This window comes from Chloroflexus sp. MS-G (assembly GCF_000735195.1).
GTDB lineage: Bacteria > Chloroflexota > Chloroflexia > Chloroflexales > Chloroflexaceae > Chloroflexus.
Map to the genome: position 1 here is coordinate 1 of NZ_JPIM01000018.1, position 18623 is coordinate 18623.

At 54.4% G+C, this 18623-nt stretch carries 12 protein-coding genes; 8 read left to right on the forward strand and 4 right to left on the reverse strand.

Annotation, left to right across the window (positions count from 1 at the left end; translation table 11 throughout):
• On the forward strand, window positions 1-367 hold a 367-nt coding region (locus tag JE47_RS0105020), incomplete at its 5' end, for an NUDIX domain-containing protein (RefSeq protein WP_031458698.1).
• Between the two features lie 458 nt (window positions 368-825).
• Window positions 826-1269, forward strand: a complete 444-nt coding sequence (locus tag JE47_RS0105025; RefSeq protein WP_031458699.1) for a hypothetical protein — start codon at window positions 826-828, stop codon at window positions 1267-1269.
• Window positions 1270-1705: 436 nt separating this feature from the next.
• Here the strand turns inward: JE47_RS0105025 and JE47_RS0105030 are convergent, their stop codons facing one another.
• Window positions 1706-1945: a hypothetical protein gene (locus JE47_RS0105030; RefSeq protein WP_031458700.1), complete on the reverse strand. Its 240-nt coding sequence runs from the start codon at window positions 1943-1945 to the stop codon at window positions 1706-1708.
• A 771-nt stretch (window positions 1946-2716) separates the two neighbouring features.
• On the opposite strand from JE47_RS0105030, the gene argG reads away from it, so the two are divergent.
• On the forward strand, window positions 2717-4069 hold the full coding sequence (argG, locus tag JE47_RS0105035) for an argininosuccinate synthase (RefSeq protein ID WP_031458701.1): 1353 nt from the start codon (window positions 2717-2719) through the stop codon (window positions 4067-4069).
• A 37-nt stretch (window positions 4070-4106) separates the two neighbouring features.
• Here the strand turns inward: argG and JE47_RS0105040 are convergent, their stop codons facing one another.
• Window positions 4107-5198 (reverse strand): STAS domain-containing protein, encoded by a 1092-nt coding sequence (locus JE47_RS0105040; protein WP_031458702.1) that lies wholly within the window; start codon window positions 5196-5198, stop codon window positions 4107-4109.
• Window positions 5199-5591: 393 nt separating this feature from the next.
• On the reverse strand, window positions 5592-6689 hold the full coding sequence (locus tag JE47_RS0105045; protein ID WP_031458703.1) for an STAS domain-containing protein: 1098 nt from the start codon (window positions 6687-6689) through the stop codon (window positions 5592-5594).
• Window positions 6690-7125: 436 nt separating this feature from the next.
• On the opposite strand from JE47_RS0105045, the gene JE47_RS0105050 reads away from it, so the two are divergent.
• The 5 genes from JE47_RS0105050 to JE47_RS0105070 all read left to right on the forward strand — a co-directional run bounded on the left by JE47_RS0105050 (window position 7126) and on the right by JE47_RS0105070 (window position 16034).
• Window positions 7126-8691 carry a hypothetical protein gene (locus JE47_RS0105050; protein ID WP_031458704.1) on the forward strand — a complete coding sequence of 522 codons (1566 nt, stop codon included), beginning with the start codon at window positions 7126-7128 and terminating at the stop codon, window positions 8689-8691.
• Window positions 8692-8948: 257 nt separating this feature from the next.
• On the forward strand, window positions 8949-11633 hold the full coding sequence (locus tag JE47_RS0105055) for a flagellar filament outer layer protein FlaA (RefSeq protein ID WP_031458705.1): 2685 nt from the start codon (window positions 8949-8951) through the stop codon (window positions 11631-11633).
• Window positions 11634-12078: 445 nt separating this feature from the next.
• A complete protein-coding gene (corA, locus tag JE47_RS0105060; RefSeq protein WP_031458706.1) occupies window positions 12079-13044 on the forward strand; it encodes a magnesium/cobalt transporter CorA in 966 nt (321 codons plus the stop codon).
• Entirely contained in the window at window positions 13035-14525 is a 1491-nt protein-coding gene (locus JE47_RS0105065; RefSeq protein ID WP_236631138.1) for a nuclease domain-containing protein, read from the forward strand. The genes corA and JE47_RS0105065 overlap by 10 nt, the downstream gene beginning before the upstream one ends.
• Before the next feature lie 27 nt (window positions 14526-14552).
• Window positions 14553-16034 (forward strand): apolipoprotein N-acyltransferase, encoded by a 1482-nt coding sequence (locus tag JE47_RS0105070; RefSeq protein ID WP_236631139.1) that lies wholly within the window; start codon window positions 14553-14555, stop codon window positions 16032-16034.
• Between the two features lie 264 nt (window positions 16035-16298).
• Here the strand turns inward: JE47_RS0105070 and JE47_RS0105075 are convergent, their stop codons facing one another.
• On the reverse strand, window positions 16299-18587 hold the full coding sequence (locus JE47_RS0105075; protein ID WP_031458709.1) for a xanthine dehydrogenase family protein molybdopterin-binding subunit: 2289 nt from the start codon (window positions 18585-18587) through the stop codon (window positions 16299-16301).
• Between the last annotated feature and the right edge of the window lie 36 nt (window positions 18588-18623).

Below are 18623 nucleotides of genomic sequence, written 5' to 3' on the forward strand. Positions count from 1 at the left end.
TACAATTGAGATTTTACTCATCCGCAAACATAAAGGTTTTTGGTCACTCCCAAAAGGGAAGATCAAGAGCAAGGAATCTGCACTTGACGCGATTGTGCGTGAGGTACGTGAAGAGACCCATGTGACCGCTGAAGTGGTTGATATGCTGGGCAGTATTGACTATGTTATCAATGGACCGCGTGGTCAACAGCGCAAAATCGTTGACTATTACTTACTCCACGCCATCAAGGGCCGCGCACGACCAATGGGTGGCCGTGAGCAGATTGTTGCCGTGGAGTGGGTACCACTCGCCGAAGCACTTGAGCGACTGCAACGCCCAAAGTTACGGGCAATTGTGCGTGTAGCACAAACACTGTTTAGCCGCTAGGGTAGTCGGCTACAAACCCGGACGTACTTAAATCACCATAGTTAAAGGGTGATCAGAAACCTGGGCTGTTGATGAGACTTGACAGTGGTACGCAATGTCTTGTTTCGGGCAACGCATGCGTCCCTTCGCTGCGATAGAAACGATGGCGCCGAGTTCAGCGCCGGTGCTGCAACGCACACCTGACGCCCCTGCTCTTCCCACAGCCCCTTCCTCCCTCCGTAGAAGAAAGGAAGGGGGAAGGTGGGCTGAGAGAAAGGATGCTGGAAACCCCTCACGCAATAGTTGCACGGGCACGGTACATGCCCAAGGAAACGCTTCTGATCAGGCTCTTGAATCCAGGGAGTCCACACCGCTGTAATCTCGCACCAGAAATGCCCACACAACTCAGGATAGATGCACAAGTAATGTTTGTCCATCGCGTGCTATAATCAACATACATAGCACAGAGGTGGGAATGTATGGATGAGATTGCTGCCAACCAACTGGCACGTCGGGTTGAGGAACACCGGCAGACCTTCGCCTATCGGGTAGCCGTTAGGCTATTGCGCGCTTTTCCAGAACTCACCCATACCCTGCGCCTCGAAGAAAATTACGCTCCGGCCGAACGAATGGCGGAGGTAGCGGTACGCCCGTTCATCAATCTGGTGCACGCCATCTTATTGTTTAACACATTCGATATTGCTGAAACCGAGTTACGCTGGGCACGTGGTGTCTTACCCCGTTGGGGCGTAGCCTATGAACATACGGCCACAATGATCCGCTGGTATTTTGAAGAACTGAGCCACTTGCCCCTCTCACCAGCCGAGCGGCTGGTCGTTGCTGAACTCGAACAGTCACTGCTCAGTCTCATGGATCGAATTTACCACTCAAACGAACAACGTCCGCGTCTGGCAAACGTATAACCAACTTGTAAGAGCCTATCCATATCATCGTCTCACGGTAAGACAGATGAGACCTAGTAGATGTACGGGCACAGCGGCGCTGTGCATGAACTGATTTTCTTCTGCGACAGGGTGTCCCGGATAGGCTCTAAAAGCCTGATCAGAAACCCAGATTTCTCATTGCCCCGTGTGGGCGCAGAAGTTGGGCAAGGAGTGGGAGAAGGTGAGGGTCTCCAGGCGTGCTCCGCAGCAATGATGCTGAACTCGGCGCCATCGTTTCTATCGCAGCGAAGGGACGCATGCCTTGCCCGCCACCGTTCACTGCACTATTCTGGCGATGTCCCATGGTCGTGCCTCATCAAAAACCCAGGTTTTTGATCACCCTCTAAAAAAACCCAGAGAAAACAAGAAGCGGGGTGTGTTGATTGCACACCCCGCACCTTCTATATGTAGGAGCCTAGGCAATATTCGTTGGTTCGTCACTCTGTAGAAGCAATAAACTACCTCGCAGCGCAATCAGCTCATCGTCGGACAAGGTAGTCAACACAGGGTCGTTAGGAGAGATCGCACCATTAAGCAGCAAAAGTGCTTTAAGTGCCAATGGCCAGGTAGCATCTCCTGTCTCAGCCAATAGTGGCTGGGTACCGGGCAATGGTGGTTGTGGTAATACGTGAGGTACACGATGGGTGGCTGTCATGGGTTCTCCTCTCTGTGTGTATTGCGTGTAGTGTAGCTGGAAATCTCATGCTCGTCAAGGTTTTCAGACCAGTGACAGGATGTTTTCAGCGTTCGCCCAGGTGTACGGGCCTCCGGCCCGCATGGGCGGTATACAGACCTGGGTGCGCCGGCCTCCGGCCCGCATGGGCAGTATACAGACCTGGGTACGCGGGCCTCCGGCCTGCACAGGCGGTATACGGACCTGGGTGCGCGGGCCTCCGGCCCGCATATGTGGTGTACGGACCTGAGTACGCGGGCCTCCGGCCCGCATGGGCAGTATACGGACCTGGGTGCGCCGGCCTCCGGCCCGCATGAGCGGTATACAGACCTGGGTGCGCCGGCCTCCGGCCCGCATAGGCGGTGTACAGACCTGGGTGCGCGGGCCTCTGGCCCGCATGAGCGGCGGACGAGTTGTGACCCACACCAACCATACGCTGACGACTTGATCGATGAGAGATACGTGGCGCGGGGAGACCGCTGGCAGAATGGGAATCAGAGCACCGCTGCGCGTACTGTGGAGAAGTCAGGGACCCGCCTCTGCTGCTCTCGTTTCTCGCTCCTCTCTCTTCGCTCCTCACTACTGCCAAGTAATTTGGGAAGTTTTATGAGGCACTATGCGAGCCAGAGTCCCGCGCTCCCAGGTAGGTGGTGCATCGTTGCAGGCTCTGTATTAAGCTGTAACCACTGTTGAACTGGTTCCGTCGTATAATACAACGGCTAATGTTACTAGACGTTGGAAATGAGGGGCACCATGGCAAAAATCTTACAACACCTGCCGGTCGGTGAAAAGATCGGCATCGCTTTCTCTGGTGGTCTTGACACCAGTGCAGCCATTCACTGGATGCGTGCAAAGGGTGCTATTCCCTACGCATATACGGCGAATCTAGGTCAGCCCGATGAACCTGATTATGAAGATATTCCGCGACGTGCCTTGATGTATGGTGCAGAGGCAGCCCGCCTGATCGATTGCCGTCATCAGCTCGTTGCCGAGGGGTTGGTGGCGCTCCAATGTGGCGCATTTCATATTTCCACTGCCGGGCTACCGTATTTCAACACAACTCCTCTTGGTCGGGCAGTGACCGGCACGATGTTGGTCGCTGCCATGCGCGAAGATGGGGTCAATATCTGGGGTGATGGCAGTACCTACAAGGGGAATGACATCGAACGTTTCTACCGCTACGGTTTACTGGTCAACCCCGATCTGCGCATCTACAAACCCTGGCTTGACCAGGCATTCATCGATGAACTGGGTGGTCGGGCCGAAATGTCGGCCTACCTGAGTCGCGCCGGTCTCGATTACCGAATGCCAGCAGAAAAGGCCTATTCAACGGACTCAAATATCTTAGGCGCCACCCACGAGGCGAAAGATTTGGAGTTTCTGGATCGCAATATCACGATTGTCAATCCTATTATGGGAGTGGCATTCTGGCGGCCAGAGGTGCAGATTGAATACGAAGAGGTGCGTATCACATTTGAAGAAGGATTCCCGGTTGCAATTAATGGCATGACCTTCCCCGATCACGTGGCGCTGATGACCGAAGCAAATCGGATTGGCGGAAGGCACGGTCTTGGTATGAGTGATCAAATTGAAAATCGGATCATCGAGGCCAAAAGCCGTGGTATTTACGAAGCGCCAGGGATGGCACTGCTCTTCATCGCTTATGAACGACTGGTTACCGGTATCCACAACGAGGATACTATCGACCAGTATCGGGAATATGGTCGTAAGTTAGGTCGCTTACTGTACGCCGGGCGCTGGTTTGATCCGCAGGCTATGATGTTGCGTGAGTCGATCCAACGCTGGGTGGCTCGTCTGATTACCGGTGAAGTAACGATTGGTCTACGTCGGGGGAATGACTATTCGATACTTGATACCAGCTCACCGAACCTGACGTATGATCCGAGCCGCCTGACGATGGAGAAAGGTGAGGCCAGCTTTACGCCGCAAGATCGGATCGGTCAACTGCACATGCGCAATAACGACATTGCCGACACGCGCAAGAAACTTCTGGTTTATCTGCGCACCGGTCTTCTCGGCGAGAGCGGTGTTTTACCGCAATTAACGTCATCTACGAGCGGAACCGATCCGTCAGCCACAGAGTAGGGGGCGCTATCATACGCTAGGGACGTGTCATGCGTCCCTAGCGTTTTTCACTATTCAACGCGGCTTGCAGGGTGCTAAAAGTACGAATGCCACGCAAGTCAATACCAAGCGTGACCAGGGTCTGCGCGACTTCCGGGCGAATGCCGACCAGCGTGACGTGCGTGCCCATCAAGCGTGCTGCCTCGACGAGCTGGATCACGCCTTTGGCGACCTGGGTATCGATCACGGGGACGCCGGTCACATCAATGAGCAGTTCACGGGCGCCGGTGTGTTCAAGCTGGGTCAACGCCTGCCGTTGCATATCGGCCAACCGTGCCGTATCGAGCGCACCGATGAGCGGCATCACCAGCGTGGTGGTGCGTACCGGCAGTACCGGAACGCTCAACTCGCGAATGACCTGGCGCTGTTGTTCATTTTCGGCCAGCAGGCGGGCCTGTTCAGCGGCGCGCTGTTCGAGGTCACGGAGCGCTTGCTGCAATGCTGCCGTGCGTTGAGCAACCTGCGCTTCGAGCGTGGCATTAAGCGCAGCCAGTTGGTTGGCGCTCTGGCGCGCCTCTTCCCGAAGCCGACGCGCCTCGCGCAAGGCGGCGTTGGTGACGCTTCCCCCAACGAACGTGAACAAAGCCACGCCCACTTGCAGGAACAGAGCGGCTGAACTGAGCGCCGTTGTCATCTGATCGGCAAAAGGATTAAAACCAGCGATGTTCCATGCAATGAACACACCAAACAGGTTTATTGCCAACACGAGCCAGATTAGCACCGGTCGCAAGATCAATCCACCTACAAGAATAGAGAGGACAAGGTAGAAGGGTGAAGTGAAGGGACTCGTTGCTGAAGTGTTGATAATAATAGGTAATAGGGTTGGGATAGTAACAAAACTGACTAGAACAATCCCACCAAAATTTACAAAACCAGCCCGTGTTAAGGTGATCGCAATGATGTAGGAAAGAATACCAATCGAGATAGCCGTGATGCCAACTAATGAACCACCACTGAAGAAGCCAATGGGAATTGCCAGAATTGCTAGGCTAATCATAACGAGTGCCACGGTGATGCTCGTGCGGCCACGGCGTAATTCATCCTCGTCAGTACACTTGATCTGGAACAGCCAGTCAGTCAACGCTCGCATACCTTCTCCTGGAACAGGTTGAGCACGAACATTCCTCATTATATCGATAGTCAGACAAAGTCTCAATGGGCTAAACCTGACAATTATCGCCTGCCTGGGAGTGCAGGCCTCCGGCCCGCATGCTGGGGTGGGTGCGGTAAACCGTTGCTGATCGCATCAACTAGACACCCAAGGGTGAGTTTGGAAACCGTTCCGAACGCTGTATCGTCACTGCCCAGATAGAAAAAACGTTGAAAATCCCTTTCCTGGCAGGGTAAAGAATGACCGTCTTTCAGGTTGTCAATGGGACACCGGATAGACAACGTATGGCTTCCTTCGGTTCACCTCATTTTGACAGCTTCAGCATACGCCCTGAGATTTGGGAGCCATCTCTGCCCGATTGCTATACGTTTGTCACCTATTGCTCTTCAACGCGGCTTGCAGGGTGCTAAAAGTACGAATGCCACGCAAGTCAATACCAAGCGTGACCAGGGTCTGCGCGACTTCCGGGCGAATGCCGACCAGCGTGACGTGCGCGCCCATCAAGCGTGCTGCCTCGACGAGCTGGATCACGCCTTTGGCGACCTGGGTATCGATCACGGGGACGCCGGTCACATCAATGAGCAGTTCACGGGCGCCGGTGTGTTCAAGCTGGGTCAACGCCTGCCGTTGCATATCGGCCAACCGTGCCGTATCGAGCGCACCGATGAGCGGCATCACCAGCGTGGTGGTGCGTACCGGCAGTACCGGAACGCTCAACTCGCGAATGACCTGGCGCTGTTGTTCATTTTCGGCCAGCAGGCGGGCCTGTTCGGCGGCGCGCTGTTCGAGGTCGTTGAGCGCTTGCTGCAATGCTGCCGTGCGTTGGGCGACCTGTGCTTCGAGGGTGGCATTAAGCGCAGCCAGTTGGTTGGCGCTCTGGCGCGCCTCTTCCCGAAGCCGACGCGCCTCGCGCAAGGCGGCGTTGGTGACGCTTCCCCCAACGAACGTGAACAAGGCTGACCCAACTTGCAGAAACAGGGCAGCGATCTGTAATGTGCCTTCGGGTTGTTTAAAAAACAATAACTGACCGGTCGTCCACCATCCGGCTAACAGACCGGTTGTATTAAGGAACAATGCGAACCAAGTCCAGGCTGGTGGGAGGATCATTCCTGTAATGAGGATTGTGAAGACGAGAAAGAAGGGTGTTGCATAACGGGTAGGATCATCTCTCTCAGCCAGAAATAGAATGGTCATCGTCAGTGTAGTCACGGTGATGATGAAGAGCAGACCACCCGCTTGCACCCAACCGGTTCGGCAGAGAACGATCACGATAGTATAGACAAGAACTCCGGTCACATTGATCAGCAGTAGGGTGAACGCTAATTGTGGTGTCACTGCAAACACTAGTGGGATGGATAAGAGGGCCAACCCACTCATCAGGAGTGCCAGGACAATGATGATCCGACCACGTCGTTGATCGTCTTCGTTAGAGTCTGGAATGCGGAGTAGCCAGAGCTGCAATTGCTGCATGAACTTCTCCTTAACCTTTACCCCTCCTGTTCCGAAAGCGGAAAGAGGACTGCATTCTGCAAGGTTAGGACGTTGAGGGGAAGTTGAGTTCTGAGCCGCGAATGATGCGATGATGAATAAGGTTCTCTTCATTATACCCCTGGCATTGCCTCCTTCGCTTCGTCATATGTTGGGTCGTGCTGGGGTGTGTTTGCGGTTGAAAACCCGTTCTAACCGATGCTGTAGCGGTTATGATCGCTGAGCAATACTGTCGATCCGCAACAATATTTTGTCACCATAGTACAAGAATCCTATGCTTTGTCGTTAAACGCTAGTCATACCAGTACCAGCACAACAGGACTCTTTCGCCCCTCGCCAGTGGCAGCATTGTCAGCTACATTGAGCATGTGAGAACGGCTTTGCGCTCTTTGTTCATTGTAGCCAATGCGAGGCCGCTATGCGTAACAATATTCTCTCAATTCTGCTCATCTGTGTTATCGCAGCGCCGTTCACCCTCTATGCCGCACCTGCTGGTCAACCAGAACTCCCCTTACCTGAAGATGATGTTCTGATTGCTCCCGCATCAGCAAGGTTATCATTTGCGGTTGATGATGTTGAACCGCGTTTACCAAGTCAGTATCTGGCCGGAAGAGTAGCCGTACAACTTATATTGCCAGAAAGTACCGGCGCTGTTGATCCTTCGATGGAGGATTGGACTAGCGCCCAGATCGAGCAGATCGTTGCTGAGGCTCAGGCGGCGCTTGATTGGTGGCGCGATCGGTTACCAGATGCCCGACTGGAGTTTGATTTGAGTGTCCGCGTTGTGCCAACAATGTACGAGCCAATCCGCTACGATCTAGCCCAGGAAAGGCGCTGGATCGGTGATGTCCTGAGCGAATTGGGCTATGTTGGCGCAAGCCATTTCGAGCAGGCGTTCAGAATGCTCTTCGATCTCCGTGAGCAACGACACGCAGATTGGGCGACGATCTTCTTTATTGTGAATAGTGCGAGTGATGACGGCTACTTTGCCGATGGCCGCTTCGCTTACGCATATCTCCACGGGCCGTATAGTGTGATTACTTCCGATGGTGGTCCATATCAGACCCAGTGGCTACGTGCGGTGATCGCGCATGAGTTTGCACATCTCTTTGGTGCACTCGACCAGTATAGTGCTGCTCGTGTTTCGTGTGATCAGCGGAGCGGGTATCTGTTCACACCGACGACAAATAGTATGTTTAATAACTGTGGTACCAACGAACCGAGTATTATGCGCGAATTGATCTATAGCTTCACGATCGGCGCTGTTGACACGTCGGCGCGCCACCAGCTTGGCTACCGTGATAGTGATGCCGATGGTGTGATAGATGTGCTTGACACAACGCCAGTTATATCACTAACGGCGACACTTCAGGAAACAGGTCGACGGCCGGTTGTCGAATTGAATGCCCGTGATATTCCTTACCCTTCACCGGTGCAACCTGATGCGAGTATCAATCGGATAAGCGCCATTGAGTATCGAGTTGAGGGTAGTGATTGGCAACTAGCAATACCAGTTGATGGTCACTTCGACAGTCCACGTGAGATCGCACAGGTTGAGTTACCGTTGTACGATGGTGACTATGTAGTTGAGTTTCGGGCAGTTAATACGGTTGGTAATGTCTCTGCGCCGATCACACAGGCATTTTCCGTAAACGGAATAGGGCCAGGTCCTGAGTATCGTATTCCTGAACCAGCACAGATTGAAGAGGCAAGGCTGGTGATCCACTTGCAGGCGCCAGCAGATACCCAAGCGATTGAAGTGAGCTTCTGGCGTGATTTTCGTGAGGCAATTCGTGTACCTTACAGACCCGAAGTGATTCTTCCACTTAACATTGTACCGTCCTTGACGAATATACAGACGATACCGACGATCTACGTCCGTTTTATTGATAGTGCTGATCGACTATCGCTGTCATACGCGCTTCCTGTAGCAATTCCTGAACCACCACAATATGCTGTTATGCTCCCGCTAATCTTGCGTTAGTTATTCCCCCGCGTATATGTGGAAGCTTTCCTTTACTCTGAACCCGTTTTCTTCCCTAACAGCGAAAGGGTGAACTGAAGGGAGATTGGGAACCTGCGCCTCCCTTCCCTCTCTTTCCTGACCAGCAGAATGGAGGGAAACAACCGGTTGTCGTTATCAGCATGAAAAAATCGCGCCAAACTTTTACCGTTTTGGTTTCACTCACCATTTATACTAATTGTGTCTTGGTCTCATCGTCATAGAGGGAGTACTGTTGTATGCGTTTTGCCCGTTATCTCAGTCTGCTGGTATGTATCGGTGTGTTCTTGAGCCTTTGGCCGATGGACGTAACGCGCACGCAATCGGCCAGCCCCTCGGTATTTGGAGCTAATACTCACATTGCAACCACTTACCCCTTTCCCGACTCATTGCACCAACCGGCTGAGGTTGTGGCGCAGAGTGGACTAGGTTGGGCACGTGAAGAGTTTCAGTGGGGACGGATCGAGCCGCGTCCAGGTCAATACGACTGGACATTTACCGATCGAGCTGTTGATGAGCTAGTAAAGCGCGGCGTCAACATTCTCGGTCTTTTTAATCCGGCTGTCGGTTGGGGCACGCCAAATCCGGCTGATGATGCCATCCCGCCCGATCAAGGGAGCTTCTACCCGCCGGAGCCGCGACTTTTTGCAAATTTTGTGGCGACGGTCGTGAACCGCTATAAGGATCGAATCCGCCACTGGCAGATATGGAACGAGCCAGACAATCCGGTATACTGGCGGCCAGCACCCGATCCGGCTGCCTATGCAAACCTTCTCCGTACCGTTTACCCGGCAATTAAAGCGGTTGATCCGGGTGCGGTCGTTTTAGCCGCCGGGATTGTCTCGCCCGAACCGGCGGGATCGTTTTTGCAGGCAATTGCTGATAATGGCGCCTGGAATTCGTTCGATGTCATCGCCCTCCATCCCTACACCGATCCGCTCGGCCCTGAAGCTGGCTCGATTGACACGGTAGGGATCGGTGCAATTCAGACACTGGCCGCTCGCTTAGGACCGAAACCGATTTGGGTTACCGAATTTGGCTGGGCAGATAGTCCGAGTGATCGCACGGGTGAGCGGGCGGTCGATGTTGAAACGCAAGCCAACTATCTGATCCGGGCAATGGCCCTGTTGCGACAAGCCGGTGTCGAGCGGGTCATTATGTTTCGCTTCAAAGACATGCAACTGCGCAACGGCACGCCGTACAATACGTATGGCCTGTTCCGTTATGGCAGAGGACAAGAGGATTACGGTCAGCCGAAACCGGCTCTAGCGGCGTTTCGTACCTTGAACCAGTACGTTGGTGGGCGACAGCCGCTTGGGTTGCGCCGCTTGAGCGATGCGAGAATTGCTTTTGACTTCGAGCGGAGTATCGGCTGGCAAACGTTTCCGCTTGAAAATGGCTCGATTGCGCAGAGTAGTGCTCGGGTACGTAGCGGGGGCGGTGCAGTGGAAGTGCGTTACCGCTTTTCTACTGGCGGGAATGATTATGTGAGTTTTACTCCTCGTGAAGCAATCACATTCCCCGCTGGAACGACCCAGATCGGGATGTGGGTGTACGGTGACGGGAGCAGTTTTGATCTGAAAGTTCAGCTTCGTGACACGCAGGGCGAGATTCTGCAATACCGCCTGGGCAAGATCGGGCCTCCGGGTTGGCAACAGCTCGTTGCTGCTATCAATGGCCCGGTTGAGACAGGGAACCGGATTCGGTTTGTCGATGGCAAACTCGATGGTGACATCACACTTCAGGCCATTGTTATTGACGATGATCCAGATACTCGTACTGGCGAGGGTGTAGTCTATCTCGATGATCTAACCGGCTACAGTGGGCCAGAGGCATACGCTGCCCGTTTTGCTGCTGAACGTGGTGTCGTTGAGGTGATCTGGGCAGTGGATAGTGGTCGGGTGCGTGTTCCTAGCGCCGATGCCGAAGTTACCATCATCGACCGCGATGGTGGTCAGCGTCGCTTGGCCGCAGCAGGCGGGATGGTGACCCTCGATGTTGGGCCACGTCCGATCTACCTTCTCTATCAGCCGGGCAGCGAGCAGTCTGCGTCACCGCCGCCTCCACCTCCGCCACCCTCGTCCGGTAGTGGCTTTGTTCCACCCAACGGTGCCTTCGCCGACGATGCTATGCGAAATGTGTGGCAGCGCACCGATCAGCCGGTAGCCAGTGGTGCGCCGAAGTTACGTCCACGTTCGTGGATTTGGGGACCACAGCCGATCAGTGGTGCGATGCGCGAACCGTATGCGCAAAGTCCGGGCGGCAGCCGGTTGGTACAGTATTTCGACAAGAGCCGGATGGAGATCAACAACCCGAATGCGCCGCGTAATCAGTGGTATGTGACCAACGGCTTGCTTGTGGTTGAGATGCTGACCGGCCGAATTCAGCTCGGCGACGCCCAATTTGAGGATCGTACACCGGCGACTGAAGCGGTAGCCGGCGATCCAGCAGCAGTTAACCCTAATGCTCCCACTTACGCTACCTTGCGTAGTGTTGCCTTCCCGGTTAATCAAAATCGAGCTGCGGATCGTACCGGCCAGGTCGTCACTGCGTTTCTCAATCGTGACGGTAGTGTCAGTGAACGGCCTGACCTGGCCCGTTACGATATACGTATTGGCAGTTACGAAGCGACGCTTGGGCACAACATCCCGCAAGTCTTCCTCGACTATTTTGCTCAACAGGGAGTGGTGTTTGAAAATGGCCGTTACGTCAATCGTCAGATCATTGATTGGGTGTTCGTGATGGGCCTGCCGATTAGCGAACCCTACTGGACACGGGTGCGTGTTGCTGGCGTTGAGAAAGATGTGCTGATGCAGGCATTTGAACGCCGTGTGCTGACGTATACCCCAGACAACGATCCGAACTGGCGGGTCGAGATGGGGAACGTTGGTCAGCATTACTTGCGCTGGCGGTACGGGCAGTAGTGGGTAAAGCGCTCGTGCATTGACTGAACAGCGTTCACCGCTGTCGCAGTACCACAGTGCATGTTTGCAAAACGATCAATTCCTGACGGGGCGCAGTGTCACTGCGCCCTGTAATTGTCAAGACCAGAATTCGCAATCCAGTGCCGGGTTTCCTCCGTTGTGTCATCGCAGGTAGGGTGAGTTCTCAACCCGCCCGTTGTAGTGTTATCGCCGAACATACCCACCTGTCCCTCGCATTGGCTGAGGAGGTGCCCCCATTCTGTTCCCCGTGTAAAAAAAAGGGTGAGAAAATAAGGCGCATCAGGTGCATGGTAACGCATCGGCTGGCGCATGTGCAGTCTGATAACGCTGACGAGACTTCTTGGCAGAGATACGGCCTGCACGAATGTGACCAGGCTGGTATAATCGAGCAAGTACGTGCTCTATAGCGTAACTCACAACTTTTATGGTAACCCTACGAGTATTCCAACGTCAGCAGGTTGAGGCATTGACCGATCTCGATCAGATCAGTGAGCTGTTGATGCAACCGCGCACCCTGATCTGGCTCGATCTCGAACAGCCAACCGCCACCGAAGTGGCGTTACTGCACAATGAATTTGGATTTCATCCACTTGCCATCGAAGATGCAATCCAGACCCACGAACGACCGAAAATTGAGACCTATCCTGGCTACTATCTGATCATTTTTTACAGCATCGAGTACGATGCCGACAAACGGGCTTTGCATTTTCTCCCAATCACACTCTTTGTCGGGGCAAATTACCTGGTCAGCATCCGTACTGGCCCGGTTCGCCATGTACAGCAAACATTGGCGCGCTGGCAGGGTAACGGTTATGTGCCAGGTTACCAGATAAGCAGTATTCTCTATGCCCTGATTGATGGGATTGTTGATGATTATTTCGTTGTGCTCGATATGATCGGCGAACAGATTGATGATGTGGAAGATGCTATCTTCCAGCGCGGTCGTCAGGAGATTGCCGGTGAAATATTCACCTTAAAGAAGGACCTCTTGTTGTTACGACGAATCGTTGCTCCCGAACGCGATATTCTCAATGTCTTGTTGCGCCAGGAAATTCGGATCTTTCAACCACGCGAGTTGACCTATGTGCGTGATGTTTACGATCACCTGGTGCGAATTACCGAATCGATAGATCTGTACCGTGATCTGCTTTCAAGCGCATTGGATAGCTATCTTTCGCTGCAAGGAAATCAGCTTAATCAGTTGGTGAAAGTTTTGACGCTATGGTCGATCATTTTGATGGCCTGTTCACTGGTTGCCGGTATTTACGGCATGAACTTTGTGTTGATGCCCGAACTTGAACAACCTTGGGGATATCCGTTTGCGCTCAGTTTGATGATAACGATTGCAGTGAGTTTAGCAATCTACTTTAAACGGAGACGATGGTGGTAGATGATGTGGTGTTGTTCATCGACGGTCAACCGGCAGCTTCGACGGTCGTCATCGAACGAAAGGTCGTCGAGTGGTCGTGTGCAGTGCCTGTTAATGCCACTGCTCAACTGGTGGTTGATGGTGTTCTCCTTGAACCATTCCTGCGCCCAGGCGAGGCGATTTGGCGTTGGCGTTGGCAGGCACCAGCCGTAGCTGGTGAATACGAAGCTCATATCACAATTCAATCATCGACAGAGCGTACTGAATGGCGTGAAGTTGTGCGTGTTGTTCCTTCACTGCTCGACGCTCAGCGCTACACGCGGTTACTGGCCGATCTGGCTCAACTGATACCGACCCTGGTTCACGCTTTGAGGAGTGGACGCCAACCGGCTGGTGATGTGGCGCCTGGACGATCTGACGTGGCAGCACTGCTGGCCTTGCTAACCGGATCGGCAACTGCACGCTTGATTGCAGCGCTAGAGCGATTAACCCGACGTCAGGCGAATCGTCGGCTTCTTCTTGATCGCCCACGTGAGCTAGGCGAGTGGCGCGAGCGCCCTGATCCATCGCGCTGGCGTATCACTCCTGATGCAATGCCGTTATCGGAAACTCGCTGGCCTGATCGCATTCAGCCACTGGTACCACGGCACGATCCATCTGAGCGATGCCTTCAGGTTGTAGCGGCGCTGCTTGATCAAGTGATCGGCGCCGCGCAATGGTTATTGCTTGCCGAACTACCGGCTGACAAACGGATGTCGTTAATCACCGTCGTTGGTCGTCTGCGGGCAATACGATCCCGCATCGTTGTCTCTGCGCCTGCATCAATGTCTCCAACTTCCTGGCAGCCGCGTACTCGCGATGAGCGAATCGTTCAGGCGTACCGCCGTCTCTTTCGGCGACGGCTGGGTGTTGGATGGGCATCTGATCTTCTTTCTATCCCAGTTCGTGAGGTGGCGCGGTTGTACGAAGTTTGGTGTACAGCACAGGTTGCACTCAGCCTCATTCAATTCCCTGGCTGGCACATTGTCGAGCAATCGCTCGTGAGTGAAGATTTTCATCTTCACATTGAACACCAATACCCGCTGTTGGTGCTGGTGAATGCTGATGGGGCGATGGTGAAACTGCGCTATCAGCCACGCTATGCCCCCGACAGTCAGCCGTTCTGTTCACTTGACGACCGGGTACGGATTCCTGACATAGCATTAGAGATAACCCCGACCCGAGCCGAACCATGCCTGATTCTGCTTGACGCCAAATACCGTCACGAAGCCGGTGAACTACCGGCAGGTGCACTTGATGAAGGGTATAGCTATCTGGCCGGTATTGGTGATTGGTCTGGTCAGCGTGTGGTAAAGGCTCTTGCGCTCCTCTTTCCTGCTGATAACGTGCCCAAAACCTATTCCAGTGGTCTGACGGTACTGCCACTCCTGCCCGGTGAGTCGGTCGTCTTCTTACACACTTGGTTAGAAGCGCAGTTGCGAGGAGTGTTAGAAGATCAGTAACCCATGTGCTGTTCGGGGTGAATGGGTATGCGCGCTACGGGAATACACAGTCGTTTCAGCATAGCACTCGCTCTATCAACAATGTCTGGCTTGTTGCTCGGTGCGGCGATGCCAACCGTCCTTGATTGGGGTTTCCTCGGCTGGGTCAGCTTCATCCCCCTTTTGCTCGGGTTACATACGCAACCGTCACGTCACTATGTCCTTTTGGCACTGCCCTGCGGCATCATCTGGTCGGCATTTACCCATCTCTGGTATCCGGCCCTGTTCGGGATGGTCGGTGGTATTTTCCTCATCCTGGCTTCTGGAACCTTCTACGCCGGCCTCATTCATACTGGTATGACGCTGCAACAGCGGTTGCCGGAACCGTTTCGTTTGCTGGGATTGCCGGTCGCCTGGTCGGCGCTGGAATTTCTCCGTTTTGTAGCCCCCGTCGTTAGCGAATGGTGGATCGAGGTATTGGCAAAAAGTCAATGGCGTTTCCCTCCAGTGCTCCAACTCCTCACCATAACCGGTTTCCCTGGTCTCAGTTTTCTAATAATGCTGGTAAACGTTGCTCTGACGATGATCATACTGGAATGGTGGCAAAAGCGCTGCTGGCATCTGCCTGCCTTGATCGGGTTATTGTTCGCGCTGCTTGTGGTTGGATGGGGGGCATTCACGATACCCGATGCGGTGGCACCAGTCTTTCGTATTGCCGGGACAGTTGATCTTGTTAATCAAGACCCTGCCGTTCAGAGACTGAGCAATCTTCCCCGTGATCAAGAGGGATACTATGCCGACACTCCAGTAATGTCGCAGGCCATTTTTCGCATCAATGAAACCTTAACCCGCAGCATTGCTGATATTCAACCGGCGTTTGTGGTGTGGCCGGAGAACGAATTTGCCGATGCCGATGATCCGGCAGTTGTCGCACAGCTTGGGAGGTTGGCGCGTGAGTTAAATACGTATCTGGTGGTCGATATGGTTTGGCATGCAGAGGCCGGTATGCACGACGCGGCAGTGATGATTGGCCCTGATGGCCGAGAAGTTGGTCGGCGGGCCAAGATCAATCTCACCGGTGGCGAGCAGGCATTCGGTTTTGTCGCGGGTTCAGCCACGTTTTCCGTCTTTGCAACACCATACGGCAACGTCGGCCTGGGGGTGTGCTGGGATCGTCATCCGACCTGGATTGTTCGCGAATTAGCCCGTCATGGTGCGCAGATTGTGCTCATGCCGGTAGATGATGACTTTGCCGCTAATCCCTGGTTTCCTCGACTACATGCTGCCGATTCGGTCTTGCGAGCAGTTGAGAATCGCGTTACCTTCGCCACCGGTGCGACGAGCGGGATAGCAATGGTGATCGACCCTTACGGGCGAATAACCGCCGAGAGTGCAATCAATCAGCGTAGTGTTGTCGTCGGCGAAGCGTTTACTCTCTCAGAGCGCACCTTCTATACGTATACTGGCGACTGGTTTGGCTGGGTAATGTGTGGTAGTACGTTGATCGGATTGCTGTGGCGACGGCAATAGCCCTCTGCCCACACTCGTAAACGGGAAAAGAAGAGGGCGATGCCATCGGCAACAGTTGCGAGAGGAATATTCCCACACTTTCACGTGTTCGTTTCCACGATTGGTCTGCCAACGGCAAGCCGCCAGGACACCCACACAACGATGCCGCTGAGTTAGGAATGCGTACACGTGGTTTTTTAAATCAATAATCAATCTCGCCCTATTCCCTAGTGGGATGGTCTCATCCAAGGACCTGCTGATTTCAGCCCTCTGACGCGAACTATCTCACAAACACTCCTCCTTTGATACCTGCCGAATCGCTTGAAAAACAATCTCATCGCGCATTGGTAGCTCATAGATGCGCGCGCCGGTCGCATCACGGATGGCGTTCGCGATAGCCGCTGCGCCGGCGGTGATCGGTGGCTCACCCACGCCTCGTGCACCAAAGGGGCCGTTGGGTGCCGGATTAGTTACGAGAACGGCCTCAATCGAGGGCACGTCGGCTGCACGGGGTAGGGTATAGTCCATCAAACTGGCTGTGAGCAATTCACCGCGCTCGTCGTAGCGCAGGGCTTCGTGTAGTGCCCAACCAATCCCTTGCACCGCACCACCGTGGATCTGTCCTTCTACCATCAGTGGGTTGAGTGGGAAGCCAACATCCTGAATAGCAACATACCGTAACGGCTGTACCCGACCGGTTTCCTGATCAACTGCCACCTGAACAATATGTGCAACAAAACCCGGTGCATTTTCGGCCGGTGCTGCCCGACCTTCACCGACAATCGGCCCTGGTCCACCCGGTTGTTCTTGGGCACGGCGGGCTACCTCGCCGATAGGTAGCGAACGCCCGGGAACGCCACGGACCAGAACCTCTCCCTCTCGGATATCCAGGTCATCAATCCGAGCTTCAAGCATATCAGCGGCGATCTCCAGCAGTTGACGACGTGCCTCGCGGGCTGTCGCAGCAACTGCCCCGGTGACGCTATACGTGATCTGACTACCGCCGCTCGGTCCGGCGAACGGTCCGCTGCGGGTATCGCCGGCGACAATTTCAACCTGTTCCGGTGGCACTCCCAAAATCTCAGCCGCTACCAACACAAAGCTACTATTGACACCCGAAATGTCTACTGATCCGACGTGAACCCGTACTATTCCATCGGTATCAACCCGACAGACCGCTGCGGCTGGCGACATTCCACACGGCCAGCCGCCAATAGCCATCCCAACACCACTCCCTGGCGTGCGGTTACGCCAGAGCGGATGTGCAGCAGCGACTTCCAGTACCTTTGTAAGACCCATCGACGGCCAGGGATCGTTATTCCCCATCGGATCACCGGTGGTCGCTGCATTGCGCATTCGCAACTCGAGCGGATCAAGCCCTAAGCGATGGGCCAGCTCGTCAATGCTCGATTCGAGCGCAAACGTGACTTGTGGCGCCCCCGGCGCACGATAAGCGCCAGCCTGTGGTTTATGGGTTAGCACTTCCACAACATCAATCTGTACGTTCGGACAACGATAGTACCCACCCAGCAGCGTGCTCATGATACCGCCGAGGGTAAATGGGTACACACCATTGTCGATCACGATTTCGGCAACCAGTGCGGTAAGGATGCCTTCGCGGGTAGCCCCCAGCTTGAGCGTGATCGTGCTTGCCGGCGATGGCGTCGTAGTGAGAAAATCTTCGCTCCGATCAAGAACGATGCGTACCGGACGTCCAACAGCCATCGCCGCCGCCGCAGCCAACGGTTCGAGAATGCCGTACTTGGCGCCAAAACCGCCGCCTACCGTCATCGGTACAACGGTAACCTGACTCGGCCGCAGCCCCAACAGACGGGCAACCTCATCACGTACCCCAAATTGTCCCTGAGTACTGGTGTACAGTGTAATCTGCTTACGTATTGGGTCAACATCGGCCACAACTGCGTGTGGTTCCAGATAGCCCTGATGTACGATTGAGGTTCGGTATGTGCCTGCTACCACCACATCAGCGGCGGCCAGAGCAGTATGTGCATCGCCGCGACTAAACCGCTTCCGCTCGTGTACATTTGAGACCGTATGCCCGTTCTGTTCTTCGCCACGGGCGACGGCTGCATGAGCGGCCGTAAGGTCAGCATCAGCCCGCGGCGCACCTTGTGGCCAGATAACCGGTGCTGCCGGATCGAGTGCTGCTTCTACGGTGACGACGGCAGGAAGTGGTTCGTAGTCTATCTGTAGCGCAGCGACCGCATCTTCAGCCGCTGCCGGATGTGTCGCTAACACCAGTGCAACCGGTTCACCACGATAGCGCACCACATCTCGGGCTAGTGTAGTCGTTTGCCGCGATGAAGGCTGGTGTTGGCGAACCGGCAAGTCGTGCGCGGTCAATACCGCAACCACACCGGGAATGGCTTTTGCTGCGGCAGTATCGATCCTCACAATCCGCGCATGGGCGTACATGCTCAGGGCAAGCTTGCCGTGAAGCATACCGGGCAGGTAGACATCACCGGCATAGCGAGCGCGTCCGGTTACTTTTTCAATTCCATCAACCGATTTGCGGGCTTTGCCGAGGTACCGATGCGGAGGTTGTTGAGTCATCAGTGTTACTCCTCTTTCAAGTGACTCCCTATCTAT

Coding starts and splice junctions, on each gene's coding strand:
- JE47_RS0105050 (WP_031458704.1), top strand. CDS start 7,126: ATGCGTAACAATATTCTCTCAATTCTGCTCATCTGTGTTATCGCAGCG.
- JE47_RS0105055 (WP_031458705.1), top strand. CDS start 8,949: ATGCGTTTTGCCCGTTATCTCAGTCTGCTGGTATGTATCGGTGTGTTC.
- JE47_RS0105040 (WP_031458702.1), bottom strand. CDS start 5,198: ATGCGAGCGTTGACTGACTGGCTGTTCCAGATCAAGTGTACTGACGAG.
- JE47_RS0105070 (WP_236631139.1), top strand. CDS start 14,553: ATGCGCGCTACGGGAATACACAGTCGTTTCAGCATAGCACTCGCTCTA.
- JE47_RS0105030 (WP_031458700.1), bottom strand. CDS start 1,945: ATGACAGCCACCCATCGTGTACCTCACGTATTACCACAACCACCATTG.
- JE47_RS0105025 (WP_031458699.1), top strand. CDS start 826: ATGGATGAGATTGCTGCCAACCAACTGGCACGTCGGGTTGAGGAACAC.
- JE47_RS0105045 (WP_031458703.1), bottom strand. CDS start 6,689: ATGCAGCAATTGCAGCTCTGGCTACTCCGCATTCCAGACTCTAACGAA.
- corA (WP_031458706.1), top strand. CDS start 12,079: ATGGTAACCCTACGAGTATTCCAACGTCAGCAGGTTGAGGCATTGACC.
- JE47_RS0105065 (WP_236631138.1), top strand. CDS start 13,035: ATGGTGGTAGATGATGTGGTGTTGTTCATCGACGGTCAACCGGCAGCT.
- argG (WP_031458701.1), top strand. CDS start 2,717: ATGGCAAAAATCTTACAACACCTGCCGGTCGGTGAAAAGATCGGCATC.
- JE47_RS0105075 (WP_031458709.1), bottom strand. CDS start 18,587: ATGACTCAACAACCTCCGCATCGGTACCTCGGCAAAGCCCGCAAATCG.